Genomic DNA, 12,827 nt, shown 5'->3' on the forward strand with positions numbered 1-12,827 from the left:
ATTTCATAAAAAAAGCGCGCTATATACATTCAATAGCCAGTTCTTCGACAACGTCTATTGGTCGGTCGCTAGTGGGGCGACGATTTGGACGGCATACGAAGTTCTGGGCCTCTGGGCGTGCGCCAACGGATACGCGCCGATGCTGAGATTTTCTGAACATCCTGTGTGGTTTGTACTGTGGTTTTTGCTTTTGCCCCTATACGGTGTATTCCACTTTTACTGGATCCACCGGTTACTGCATTGGGGGCCGATATATGACAAGGTCCATTCCATCCATCACCGAAACGTGAATGTCGGCCCGTGGTCTGGCATGTCAATGCACCCCGGCGAGCATATCATATATCTGAGTTCTGTCCTCATCCATTTGGTCATCCCATCTCATCCGATACACTTCATCTTCCATCTACAAAACAAGGTGCTTTTGGCTATTACTTCACACGGTGGCTATGAAGCCWTAACCGCTGGAGAGGACAGCGATGCTGGACTGAAGGTAGGGGACTTCTTCCATCAACTGCATCATCGCTATTTCGAGTGCAACTACGGTGAGCCTGAAGTGCCGTGCGATAAATGGTTTGGCACTTTCCACGATGGCACGGAAGAAGCCACGGCCCGCACTCGGGCCCGCTTGAAAGAAATGCGCAAGAAGTAAATACGCCAGACGCGATGCCCGCTCGTCAGTTGCTGCAGTACAAGTCCAGGAAGATCGAAATGATCAAGATCACCTACGTTGAACATAATGGCCGGGAGCATGTTGTGGACGTTCCTCGCGGCGCCACGGTCATGGAAGGAGCCCGAGACAACGGCATCCCGGGTATTGAGGCGGATTGCGGTGGAGCTTGTTCCTGCGCTACCTGTCACGTCTATGTCGATCCTGACTGGGTAGGTAAGCTCCCGCCGAAGGACGCGATGGAACAAGACATGCTGGACTTCGCCTACGAGCCGGATCCTTCGCGCTCGCGCCTGACCTGCCAGATCAGGGTGGACGAGGCCTTGGAAGGGCTGGTTATTCACATGCCTGAAAAGCAGGTTTGAACCACTTCAACTGATCCGTCGAACAGATATGCAGATCGGCTCAATGAGCGGAAGGAGTACCTCATGGTCGGCATTGTAGTTGTCGGTGCTGGACAGGCCGGAGCATCGCTTGCAGCCAAGGTGCGAAGCTTGGGTTACCAAGGGGCGGTGACGCTGATTGGGGAGGAGCCCACGCCACCTTATCAACGGCCGCCTCTATCCAAAGGCTACCTTCTGGGCGAAATGCCTCTTGAGCGCCTGTACCTGCGGGCGCCATCTTTCTGGAAAGAGCATGAAGTTGATCTCAGACTGGCCGCATCTGTCACCCTGGTCGATCGCTCAACCAAGACTGTACGCGTGGGCACCAAGTCAATTGCTTATGACAAGCTGGCGCTCACCACGGGCTGCCGCCCCAGACGGATACCGTCCACGGCCGGCGGTGACTTGAAAGGCGTGTATACGATCCGCACGCTCGCCGACATCAATGCGATGGCTGCCGAATTTCAGTCCGGGCGGAAGCTGCTCATCGTCGGGGGCGGCTACCTGGGGCTTGAGGCCGCCGCTGTGGGGGTGAAACTGGGGCTCGAACTTACTCTCGTTGAGATGGCTCCTCGGATTCTCCAACGCGTCGCGGCCGCGCCAACGTCTGATTATTTCCGGGATCTGCACTCCAATCATGGCGTCAGGATTCTGGAGGATATCGGACTTGACCGTCTGACCGGACCGGGCCGGGTTTCCAGAGCAGTGCTCGCCGATGGTATGGAGATCCCAGTTGATTTCGTCATTGTTGCCATTGGCGTCGCTCCAAGAATCRGCCTCGCCGAAGAGGCAGGCCTTGAGATCGAAAACGGCATCCGAACCGACCGCCAGGGACGAACTTCGGACCCCAGCATTTGGTCAGCCGGGGAGTGCGCATCCTTTCCATATGAGGGCGGGCGCATCCGGCTCGAAAGCGTTGGCAATGCAATCGATCATGCCGAACTGGTGGCCGGAAACATGCTGGGTGCTTCGCAAAGCTATGCGGCGAAGCCTTGGTTTTGGTCGGATCAGTATGACGTCAAGCTGCAAATAGCGGGGTTGAACACCGGCTACGACAAGATCATCCAGCGACAGGGCGATCATGAGCAGTCACGTTCGGTCTGGTACTATAAGGRAAGCAGGCTCCTGGCTGTCGATGCAATGAACGAACCTCGCGCCTACATGGTAGGCAAACGGATTATAGAAGCTGGGCAGACGGTTGCGCCCGAGCACGTCGCGGATCCTTCTAGGGAGGTTAAGAYCCTCCTGTCGCAGACAACCAAAGTCTCGCAAGCGTCCAGTGCCCTGACTGCGTATGCACAGCGTTAGTTGCCGTGACGTTTGGCGATATTTCGAGTCGGACTGTTGGCAACCTTGTCGCAGAAACAGCCTTCTACGTCGCTCCTCAGGCGATTGCCTTGTTGGTGCGGACTGCAGTTTCATGTCGGTCGAAAGCGTAACACTCCAACCAGCAAGGAAAAGGCCGGACCGATGATAGBAGTCACGCCGTTTGTCGGCACAGCTTCCGTTTCGGCATTCCGCCGGGGGATCAGAAGCGGCTATTCCCGCGCCAGATCTTGGCCAGTCAGCGCTATTGTCTCGGCAGGAATTCTGCCGCAGCTTTTCGGCTGGATTCGTGCTCGCCTGGAGAGGACCGGAGGGGAGCCGAAGGATCCCGAATGGGGTGAAAGAAAATCTGGGCCAGGTTTTGAAGTCCTTCCCTCTTGCAGCGCGTGCATCCTGTTCGCAGCATGGTAGCGGAATGAAGTGCGGGCCGCTAACGCTCTCAACCTTCATAGGCTGCTTTCCTTGATGCAGATCTGCTAAGACCGAAGCCACGAGCCTCAATCGTCAGCAGGTCAAAGGCGATTCCCCCCCCTTGTGGCAGACACCGTCCGGGCTTCTTCGCTGCTTCAGGGCGACGGCCAATGTTGCTGGTCTCCGCTTCCGAGCATGTCAGCGCACTCGAAAACAGTCTCTGACTAGTGTTTCTGCTGCCTCGGAAGCGTCAGCAAGAACGCACGAGGGGTGTCTCATATAAATTCAGCCTATACCGACCCAGTCTCTTTTCCCCCTTACCCCGTTCGAGATGTTGGCCTAAATCCGGCGTGWTCTCCAGCACGTGGAAGTCCTTGGCAAGTCCGCTCGCCCTTACCGCTACACCGATGGTTTCGATTATGAGGGCCACCACACTTTGAAACTAAACGATAGCATAAACGGCAATAACCAACTGAAGGGCGAACCATCGGATAACGCAACTACGGAGCGGTTCGCGCTAGGCCCGATGCCGCTCAAGCTGGGCAGCGTGGGAGAGCAGAGTTCCTCTTTATGTGAAGTGTCGCTTCGAGGCCCGTTCAGCCGCAACGAGCACATCGAGCGGGAGCGTGACCTCGCCGTCGCGGGTATGATCCGTAGCAATGTTTTCATCCCGGTTGGGCACGACCGCGGACCTTACCGGCTCCATCTTGCGCTTGATCATGATGAATTACTTCTCCAGGTCGCCACGCAAAAGCATGTAAACGTGGTTACGCATCGAATGTCGCTCATTCCTTTGCGTAGCTTTCTCAAGCATTATATGCGCACCTGCCAAAATTATTATGACAGTATGCCGCGTGCGAGTCTTGCGTCGCTAGCAAAGATTGACGCAGGACGTTGCGCCCTTCACGACGAGGGTGCCGAGCTCCTGAAGAGCCGCCTCGCCGACAAGTTGGTTATCGACAGCGACACTGCCAGACACCTTTTCATACTGGTCTACGTCCTCGTTATGCGAAATCCCGCTCCCCGCCGGTACGAGGGTGGAACCRCAGTGGGCGGGAGYGGTGCACGCTAATMACCTGCAAGCACGCGATCTCTCAATGAATGGAGCAGTTATGAATGCCGTGGCCCCGAATCCCGCGTCGAGCTTTTTGGCGAGTATCGATCTGAACTTCCGATCCGCCATGGCCYTTCTGGACCTCCCCGAGGGGCTTGCCGAGCGAATCATACAGTGCAACTCAACTTATACCGTGCGCTTCGGAGTGAGGTTGCGTGGCCGAATGTACAGCTTTGTCGGATGGCGCTCGGTGCATAGCGAGCACTGTGAGCCTGTCAAAGGGGGCATTCGCTACGCCCCGGATACAGATGCTGAAGAGGTGGAGGCGCTCGCGGCGCTGATGACGTTGAAATGYGCGCTGGTTGATGTGCCCTTCGGAGGTTCAAAAGGCGCACTCAAGATCGATCCGCGCGAGTGGACGCCACAAGAACTGGAACGAATCACGCGTCGGTTCACCCAGGAGTTAAACAAACGTGGCCTGATCGGACCCGGTCTCAACGTGCCCGCGCCCGACGTAGGCACCAGCGAGCGCGAGATGGCTTGGATGGTCGATGAATTTCGCCGCGCAAATCCCACCGATGTCGTGAACGCGCGCGCTTGCGTCACCGGCAAGCCCCTCTCCAAGGGCGGTATCGCCGGACGGACGGAGGCAACAGGCCGGGGCGTGCAGTTCGCAATCCAAAGCTATCTCCGGGATCGACGCACCCGAGGGATCTGCGGGCGACGTGATCTGAAGGGTGCTAGTGTCGTTGTCCAAGGCTTTGGCRATGTAGGCTACCACTCCGCCAAGTTTCTTTCCGAAGATGATGGAGCGCACATTGTAGTGGTTGCCGAAAGAGACGGCTTTGTTTGGAACCGGAACGGCCTTAGCATAGAAGCGTTGAAGCAGCATCAATCGCGCACCGGTAGCATTCTGGGTTTTGAGGGTGCCAAGTCCTTCGCGGGCGACACGAGCGGCATTGAGGAGGAATGCGATATCTTGATCCCCGCGGCTATGGAGAATGCCATCGACGTGGAAAACGCCGAGCGCATAAAGGCCCATGTCGTTGTTGAAGCTGCCAATGGCCCTGTTACTTTCCAGGCCGACCGAATTCTGYGCTCTCGAGGCGCGACAATCCTTCCCGATCTCTACGTTAATGCGGGCGGTGTCGTAGTGAGTTATTTCGAATGGGTGAAAAATCTGACTCACATACCATTCGGGCTGATGGAGAGGCGCCGGCGCGAGCGGCGAAATCATACCATTGCCACAGCGCTTGAGCGCATGACCGGCAAGACATTCCCCGCCGACATGCGCGACGAATTTCTGGAGGGCGGCGCTGAAATTGACCTAGTTCGCTCCGGCCTTGAGGACGTAATGCGCAGCGCCTGGTCCAATATTGCGGATCTTCTTGAGGCGCAGCCGGAACTYGGCGACTACAGGACAGCCGCTTACATTGCCGCTATTCGAAGAATCGCTGCCGCCTATGAGGCTATAGGCATCTGAGAGTGCGACGACGTTTTTGATCACGACTTTGAGCTCGGGAATCATTCTAGCCGCGGCCGTCCGGTCTCGACGGTTGTGATTCTTGGAGCGGCTTGACCCTGCCGGCGCGACCCTCCCGCCGGCAGGTCTTTTCTTCAACGTTTGATCGGCCGAACAATTGATGCACTGGGGCGGAGGGGTTGCGGTTGGATACAAGCTCTCCAGAGCCTGTAGTCGGCCCCGCAATTGGGCCGAGCGCTGGCGCGGCAATCGCACCGGTCAAGGCGAACTGACCTGGACGGCCGTGGCGAGACGCACGAAACCCCGAGATCCCGCTTCATCACGGCACGTCTTTAAAGTCTCGATCCATTCCTGGCGAGGAGTTTGGTCATTGRCGCGAACAGCGACTGGATGGGTCATGCCAACCGTTCGGCATGCTCCCGCGCTCAGGGACTGAAGCGCGGCACTTAAGCAGACAGTGTTGCTGTCGATCATCAGGATTGGGTGGYGCGAACGGGGAGGGAACGTGGCGAAGTGTGAACCCTGACAGGAGAGCCAGACCCAGATGCCAGGCGAAGGTTTCGATTTCATCAGCTTCCCGAAGCAGCACCGCGCGATAGCTGCGGTTTGAGGACCTCCACCGAAAAGGGCGCGGGGAACACCGCATTTTAGATGACGGGGACGGCGCCCGCTCATTTGCAGTCGCTCGTCGGAATGCACGGGAAGCGCGCCGATGATGCATGAATTCTATCTATAGCAGCGGCAAAATAATGAAGGCGCAAGCCCTGAGTTTTGACCTCTCCAAATGACGAAAAAGATTATACGGTAACCTTCTCTACCTAGACGCCCGCCACTGGGCGACAAAGGGCGTCACCCATGTTTGACATAGAACGTTTTGCCATGGCTCCTGGTGAGACCAACCCTCAAGTTGCTTCCTCTCTGTCCACCAGGACGGTCAAAATCAGCAACTTGCCCTCAGAGTTGACCGTCAGCGGGTGGTTCGCGAATTTGCGTGATGTAAACGTCGCTGCGCCGCTGTCTGGTCGGGTCGACGCTGATTGGGTTGTAGTGGGTGGGGGATGGTTCGGCACTAACGCGGCCAGGCGCATAGCAGAGCTTCGCCGCCAGGATTCGGTTCTGCTGGTTGATGCGGTCGAAATTGGCAACAACGCGGGCGGGCGCTGCGCTGGCTACGCGATCGACCTTGCTCACAACCCCCGCAACGCGAATTTTGTCGAAGATGAAAAAGGCAATATCGAAGAGCGCGACATTAATCTGGAGGGCATAGCCTATCTGCGGGATGCCGTAGAAAGGTATGGCATCAAATGCGATTGGAGTCCTGAAGGAAAGACGCACTCAGCTGTGACGGCGAGAGGCGAGGCTTGTCTTAGAACCTTCGCTCTTGCACTCGATCGCATCGGAGCAGAATATCAGTGGTATAACGCCGACCAGATGCGAGAGATGGTTGGCAGTTCGTACTACACGAAAGGCCTGCACACACCCGGCACTGTTCTGCTGCAGCCGGCGGCCTTGCTCCGCGGCATCGCAGCCAATCTCGGAGACAACGCCAAAGTATATGAAAAGACGCCGATCCTGGAGGTTGTTTACGGCTCCCCCCGCCACGTCCTGCGCACGGCGAACGGCGAGATCCATGCCAAGAACATCATCCTTGCCAACAACGGGTTCATCTCTGAGTTTGGGTTCTACGAGAAGAGCGCTATCCCCGTTTATACCTATGCGAGCATGACCCGGCCTTTGACGGGTGCGGAAGTGGCCAGAATTGGCGGTCGCAATACCTTCGGCTTGATCCCTGCGGAAAGCTTTGGGACCACCRTTCGYCGGACAGTCGATAACCGGCTATTTATACGCAACATCTACGACTACGCCGACGGTTTCCATACGACGGCAACTCAGATCGCCCGCGCCAGACGCAGCCATCAAAAATCGTTCGATCGCCGGTTTCCTGAAATATCTTCGATCGGCTTCGAATACACCTGGGGCGGCGCTCTTAGCCTGGCCCAGAACGGGGGTTTTGTTTTCGGTAAGCTGAGTGACCGAGTCTTCGGGGCTGGCTTCTGCAACGGGACCGGCGTTTCGCGCGGCGCAATCTACGGGAAGGCTGTAGCCGAGCTCGCCTGCGGTCAGGACAGCAAGTCCATCCGCATTCTGCGGAACAAGGCGAGGCCAAGCCCGGCATACCCAAAGTTCATCACTTCGCTCGGTGTCCGCTATTCGACCAGGTTCCGGCTGTGGAGAGCCGGGCGGGAAGTATAGGCGTCGCTAAAATTAAGGTCAGGAGTAAAGAACATGGCAAATTTGAGAGGTATCAACCTGGCGATGCAGACCCCCTTCCATAAGGACGGGTCGATCGATTTCGCGCGCTGGGACAGGCTGCTCGACCAATATCTGGAAACCGGGATGCATGGTTTCGTGCTCAGTTCCGGCACTGGCCAGCATGCCTACCTCACCGAGGAAGAATGCAACAAGCTGTTCGCAACGGGGGTGAAGCGGATCGACGGACGTGCAGCGATTACTGCGCAGACCTCGGCGCTGAACCTGCAGGAAGTGATCCGCCGCTCCAAGGCCGCTCAAGACGCCGGCGTGGATGCGCTGATGATCCTGCCCCCCTTTTTCGAGGGGCCCAAGCATGATGATGGCATTTTCGCTTTCTACGAGGCGGTCTGCAAGGAAGTGTCGATCGACGTCATCGGCTACAATATTCCGGGAGCGACGGGAATCGAGCTCACTCCCAAGCTCTATACCCGTTTGCTGCAACTGGATAATTTCAACTTTATTAAGGACAGCTCAGGCGACCTGTGCAAGCAACAGGCCCTGTTGGCATGCGGCGGCAACATCCTGAACGGTGCCGATCCGAACGCACCGTTCTCTTTCATGCTGGGTACCGCAGGGACGATTTGGGGCTGCGCCAATATCTTCCCGCGCGAGGCAGTTCAGCTCTTCAACCTTATTGACAGCGGCAACCACGCCGAGGGCCTGAAGCTGTGGCAGTCGATGTTCCCGATCGTCGCCTACTGCTGGCAGAACGACTACATCCCGGCTGTGAAGGCGGCATCGCGGCAGATGGGCTTTGACGGCGGCACTGTTCGAGCGCCCGTTTGCGAGGTCGGCCCAGACGAAGAGGTGAAAATCGAAGCCGCTCTCAAGCCGTTGCAACTGGCGAGGGCAGCCTAGTCAAACGAGCCGGCACGACACTGTCAGTTTGGAATCCCCATGATGAACAGCCAAGAAGCTCGCTTGCGTAACGACCTTGCCGCAGCGTTTCGTTGGACCGCTCGCCTCGGCTTGCACGAGGCGACTGCGAACCATTTCTCGGTGGCGGTCGATGAGGAGGGCGGTCGGTTTCTCATGAACCCGAATATGGCGCATTTCTCGCAGATAAAGGCGCGAGATTTGCTCCTGCTCAGTTCCTCGGCGGACGAGACACCGACAGGTGGGGACGCTCCCGACCGCACAGCGTGGGAATTGCATTCATACCTCCATCGCAACGTACCGCGGGCGCGGTGCATAATGCACACCCACATGCCCTACGCGACAGCCTGGAGCTGCCAGGAAGATCCGGAGATCCTGCCGATCTGCCAGAACTCGGCGCGGTTCTATGGCAACGTGGCCTACGCCAAAAACTATGGCGGAATGTTCGTCGATCCCGAGGAACCGGCGCGCGTCGCCGGTCTCCTCGGTGACAAGGACGTCATGCTTCTTGGTGGGCAGGGGGTGATGGTGGTGGGCCGCAGTGTGGCAGATGCCTTTGATACGCTCTATCACCTCGAGCGGGCCTGCATGAACCTTGTGCTCGCGCATTCAACCGGCAAACAAGTCAAGCGCCTGCCGCATGAAGTAGCCGCTAAGACGGCGCGGCAGTGGCGGGATTACCAAGGGTTCTCCGAAGKGCACTTTCGCGCTCTCGTCTCGATCCTTGACAAGGAAGAACCGGGCTACCGGCTGCAGCCGCCCGYCGCTGCCTGAGAATTGGAACTTCCATGACAATTTTTACTCGTGCTGATGCCCTGTCGATCGCTGCTGCGTTAAGGCTGCCTTCACGCCCCTTTATCGATGGCGAGTACCGCAACGCCTCGGCGGCAAGATCATTCAAGAGCATCAACCCGGCAAACGGCGAAGTTCTTGCGGAAATCGAGAGCTGCAGCCCCTCGGATGTGGATGCCGCGGTCGCGGTCGCCAAGGCCACGTTTGAGTCCGGGGTGTGGTCGCAGAAACACCCGTCCGAACGCAAAGCCGTCCTGCTGCGTTTTGCCGAGCTGATCAACAAGAACCTGCAGGAACTCGCGGTTCTGGAAAGCCTCGATTCGGGCAAGCCGATCACGGATTGCATGACGGTCGACGTGCCGTTCACGGCAAGCACCATTGCTTGGCACGCCGAAGCYCAGGACAAGCTGTTCTCCAGGATCGCGTCGACGGACAGCAATGCACTCGGCATGATCGTACGCGAGCCGCTGGGTGTGGTCGGCCTCGTGCTTCCGTGGAACTTTCCGATGCTGATGGCCGGCTGGAAGATCGGTCCGGCATTGGCGACCGGCAACTCGGTGGTGCTGAAGCCGTCGCAGATGACCACGATCACCGCACTGCGCATGGCCGAGTTGGCGGTCGAGGCGGGGCTCCCGGCGGGTGTCCTGAACGTCGTCACCGGGTCGCGTGAGGTTGGCGAGGCGCTCGGTCTTCATCGCGACGTCCGGATCATTTCCTTCACCGGTTCCACCGAGGTCGGGCGGATGTTCCTCGACTACTCCCGGCGCTCGAACCTGAAGCGGATCGTGCTGGAGCTGGGCGGAAAGAACCCCGCAGTCGTGCTGGCCGACGCGCCAAACCTCGACTTTGTGGCCGAGCAGCAGGCCTTCTCAATTTTGACCAATATGGGCCAGAACTGCGCCTCCAACAGCCGCCTGATCGTGCATCGGGCCATCAAGGAAGAATTGACCGAAAAAATCGTCGCTGCTTGCAGGAACTGGAAACTGGGCGATCCTCTGGAGCCGTCCACCCAACTCGGCCCAGTAGTGGGTGGAAGCCACTGCAACACCATCAAGAATTACCTTGAGAAGGGGCGTGCCGAGGGCGCGACGCTCGCCTGCGGCGGCAACCAACTCGATCGGCCAGGCTATTTCATCGAGGCGACGGTGTTCGATCGGGTCACGCCCGAGATGACCATCTATCGCGAGGAAATCTTTGGACCGGTGCTGACCATCACCGAAGCGCGTGACGACGAGCACGCGATCGAATTGGCCAACGACACCGAGTATGGTCTCACCGCGTCGCTTTACACAACAGACGTGGGCAAGGCTCACAAGCTGTCACGTCGCCTCAATGCAGGTACCGTCTCGGTAAACTGCTACTCCGAGGGCGAAATCTCTACCCCGTTCGGCGGCTTCAAGCAGTCCGGTTTCGGCGGGCGCGACAACGGCTTGGAGGCGCATGAGCAGTACACTGAACTGAAGACGGTGTGGATGAATCTGGCGCCGCCGGCCCGGCCTGGAGCGTAGAAATGAAGGCCGTTCGAGTCGTCGAAGGAAACAGGCAGTTCGTCTCGGAGGAGATAGAGCGTCCAGCATTGCCTGCGGGCGCCGTGCGTGTCCGGATCCAGGCTGCATTCTTGCCGCCCTATTTCGAGCATCTGCCCTCAGGCAGCTGGCAGACACCACCGCGGCCTTTCACTCCCGGGCAGTGCGCGGTTGGCGTCGTTGAGGAAACAGCCGATCCGGTCTGCCCATTGCGTCGCGGTCAGGCAGTCTATTGCGACATGTATATCGAAGGCCCTGGGCCCGAGGCCGATCATGGGTTCATCGGCTGCTTCGGGCTGGCGCCCGCAGCAAGCCGGCATCTCGCCAAGTGGCCGAATGGCACCTTCGCGGAGGAGTTCGTTGGGCCGGAACATTGCTTTACACCCATCCCTGCCAACGTACGCACGCCGCCCGAAATTCTATGTCGGCTTGGATGGTTCGCAACGGCGTTGGCCGGCTTCAGGCGAGGGGACTTCAAGCCGGGCGAGGTCGTTGCAATCAACGGCGCAGCGGGCTTGCTGGGCACGTCTGCTGCTGTCATCGCCCTGGCCATCGGAGCGGGCCAAGTTCGCCTTGTGGGACGCAGAACTTCGGTTCTGCAGCAGCTCGCTGGTCTGGACAGTCGCATCGTGGTCGAAGAGCCGGACGATCGATCGCCCGTCGACTTCGTCCTCGACTGCGCCGGCGGCGACAACGCTTTGACATCGGTGGCCCTGTCAGAGCGCCTGCGTCGCTTCGGAAGTATCGTGTTTGTCGGCGCCCTGACTGCGCGGGCCGCCTTCAACACCAGCCTGTTGATGCGCAACAGCAACAGGGTGGTGGGCTCGTTCTGGTTCCCGCACCGACTGGCCGCAGACGTGCTGGCACTTATCGCTGCGGGCACGATCGATCTGTCACCTTTCCGCGCTGATATCTTCAACACCGATCAAATCCTGGCTGCGATGGAACACAGCGTAGACCATTCCGGCGGGCTGTTTCACGTCGCGCTGAAACCTTGAACGAGAGCAACATGTCCACTCTTCCCGAAGAAGTACAGGTCGTCATCATCGGCGGCGGCATCGGCGGCGCCTCGATCGCCTACCACCTGGCCAAGCGCGGGGTGTCCGATGTTCTCTTGTTGGAGCGCGACCGGCTGACATGYGGCACCACCTGGCATGCAGCAGGCCTGGTCGGCACGCTTTGGCCCACCAAGAACATGACCCAGCTCGGCGCCTATTCGCACCGCCTCTACCAGGAACTCGAAGCGGAGACCGGTCAGGCAACGGGGTACAAGCGGAACGGGTCGATCTCACTTGCACAGACCTCGGCACGGCTTGAGGAATTGACGCGCACCGCCGAAATGGCACGCGTTTTTGGCGTCGAGGTCGAGGTGGTCGGGCCAAAAACTCTGGGAGAACTTTATCCCGGCATCGACACCAGCGATCTGGTTGGCGGGCTGCATTTGCCGAAAGACGGCCAGACCAACCCGATCGATGTCACCATGGCGCTGGTCAAGGGTGCGCGCATGAACGGCGCGACCGTGCGCGAAGGCGTGACCGTCACCAGGATCCTGAGCGACGGCGGCAAGGTGACGGGCGTAGAGACCAACCAAGGCACGATCCGCGCAAGGAAGGTGGTGCTCACGGGCGGTATGTGGTCGCGTGATCTGGCTAAGCAGGTTGGAGTGGTGCTGCCGCTGTTCGCCTGCGAACACTACTATGTGGTGACGGAACCTGTCGCGGGTTTGCCTAGCAAGCTGCCCATCATGCGGGATTTGGACCACGGCGTCTATTTCAAGGAGGAGGCAGGCAAGCTCCTGATCGGCTTCTTCGAGGACAACGCAAATCCGCTGCCGATGTCCAAGGTGCCTGCTGATTTCAGCTTCGGCCACCTGCCATATGAGCTCGAGCATTTCGAGAAGTATCTCGAGAGAGCCATGACCAGGTATCCGGTCCTGGAGAAGATCGGCATCTCGACCTTTTTCAACGGCCCCGAGAGCTTCACCACCGACAATCAG

At 58.6% G+C, this 12,827-nt stretch carries 12 protein-coding genes; 11 read left to right on the top strand and 1 reads right to left on the bottom strand.

The features are described from left to right. The 3 genes from ORS3428_RS30840 to ORS3428_RS30850 all read left to right on the top strand — a co-directional run. The coding region (locus tag ORS3428_RS30840) for a sterol desaturase family protein (protein ID WP_131802976.1) at window positions 1-649 on the top strand (649 nt) is incomplete at its 5' end. A gap of 59 nt (window positions 650-708) precedes the next feature. After that, on the top strand, window positions 709-1,032 hold the full coding sequence (locus ORS3428_RS30845; protein ID WP_071102052.1) for a 2Fe-2S iron-sulfur cluster-binding protein: 324 nt from the start codon (window positions 709-711) through the stop codon (window positions 1,030-1,032). Window positions 1,033-1,095: 63 nt separating this feature from the next. Further along, the gene (locus tag ORS3428_RS30850; RefSeq protein ID WP_071102047.1) at window positions 1,096-2,358 is read left to right on the top strand and encodes an NAD(P)/FAD-dependent oxidoreductase; all 1,263 of its coding nucleotides are present in this window, start codon (window positions 1,096-1,098) and stop codon (window positions 2,356-2,358) included. 997 nt (window positions 2,359-3,355) lie between these two features. Here the strand turns inward: ORS3428_RS30850 and ORS3428_RS34175 are convergent. Further along, the gene (locus ORS3428_RS34175; RefSeq protein WP_244508162.1) at window positions 3,356-3,508 is read right to left on the bottom strand and encodes a hypothetical protein; all 153 of its coding nucleotides are present in this window, start codon (window positions 3,506-3,508) and stop codon (window positions 3,356-3,358) included. Between ORS3428_RS34175 and ORS3428_RS30855 the strand changes: the two genes are divergently transcribed. From ORS3428_RS30855 to ORS3428_RS30890, 8 genes are all read left to right on the top strand, one after another. Beyond that, window positions 3,437-3,859 carry a UPF0262 family protein gene (locus ORS3428_RS30855; RefSeq protein WP_244508161.1) on the top strand — a complete coding sequence of 141 codons (423 nt, stop codon included), beginning with the start codon at window positions 3,437-3,439 and terminating at the stop codon, window positions 3,857-3,859. The two genes, ORS3428_RS34175 and ORS3428_RS30855, sit on opposite strands and share 72 nt — an antisense overlap. 109 nt (window positions 3,860-3,968) lie before the next feature. Continuing rightward, window positions 3,969-5,324 (top strand): Glu/Leu/Phe/Val family dehydrogenase, encoded by a 1,356-nt coding sequence (locus ORS3428_RS30860; protein ID WP_108723233.1) that lies wholly within the window; start codon window positions 3,969-3,971, stop codon window positions 5,322-5,324. A gap of 855 nt (window positions 5,325-6,179) precedes the next feature. After that, window positions 6,180-7,577, top strand: a complete 1,398-nt coding sequence (locus ORS3428_RS30865; protein ID WP_201788355.1) for an NAD(P)/FAD-dependent oxidoreductase — start codon at window positions 6,180-6,182, stop codon at window positions 7,575-7,577. 33 nt (window positions 7,578-7,610) lie between these two features. Then, window positions 7,611-8,495 (top strand): dihydrodipicolinate synthase family protein, encoded by an 885-nt coding sequence (locus tag ORS3428_RS30870; RefSeq protein WP_071102049.1) that lies wholly within the window; start codon window positions 7,611-7,613, stop codon window positions 8,493-8,495. 39 nt (window positions 8,496-8,534) lie between these two features. Beyond that, a complete protein-coding gene (locus ORS3428_RS30875; RefSeq protein ID WP_201788356.1) occupies window positions 8,535-9,287 on the top strand; it encodes a class II aldolase/adducin family protein in 753 nt (250 codons plus the stop codon). Window positions 9,288-9,301: 14 nt separating this feature from the next. Next, a complete protein-coding gene (locus ORS3428_RS30880) occupies window positions 9,302-10,813 on the top strand; it encodes an aldehyde dehydrogenase (protein ID WP_071102050.1) in 1,512 nt (503 codons plus the stop codon). 2 nt (window positions 10,814-10,815) lie between these two features. Continuing rightward, the gene (locus ORS3428_RS30885) at window positions 10,816-11,829 is read left to right on the top strand and encodes an alcohol dehydrogenase catalytic domain-containing protein (RefSeq protein ID WP_131802977.1); all 1,014 of its coding nucleotides are present in this window, start codon (window positions 10,816-10,818) and stop codon (window positions 11,827-11,829) included. A gap of 11 nt (window positions 11,830-11,840) precedes the next feature. Further along, window positions 11,841-12,827: NAD(P)/FAD-dependent oxidoreductase (locus ORS3428_RS30890; RefSeq protein ID WP_131802978.1), on the top strand; the 987-nt coding region annotated here is incomplete at its 3' end.

The organism is Mesorhizobium sp. ORS 3428, assembly GCF_001854785.1.
Taxonomy (GTDB): domain Bacteria; phylum Pseudomonadota; class Alphaproteobacteria; order Rhizobiales; family Rhizobiaceae; genus Mesorhizobium.

Coding starts and splice junctions, on each gene's coding strand:
- ORS3428_RS30845 (WP_071102052.1), top strand. CDS start 709: ATGATCAAGATCACCTACGTTGAACATAATGGCCGGGAGCATGTTGTG.
- ORS3428_RS30885 (WP_131802977.1), top strand. CDS start 10,816: ATGAAGGCCGTTCGAGTCGTCGAAGGAAACAGGCAGTTCGTCTCGGAG.
- ORS3428_RS30870 (WP_071102049.1), top strand. CDS start 7,611: ATGGCAAATTTGAGAGGTATCAACCTGGCGATGCAGACCCCCTTCCAT.
- ORS3428_RS34175 (WP_244508162.1), bottom strand. CDS start 3,508: ATGATCAAGCGCAAGATGGAGCCGGTAAGGTCCGCGGTCGTGCCCAAC.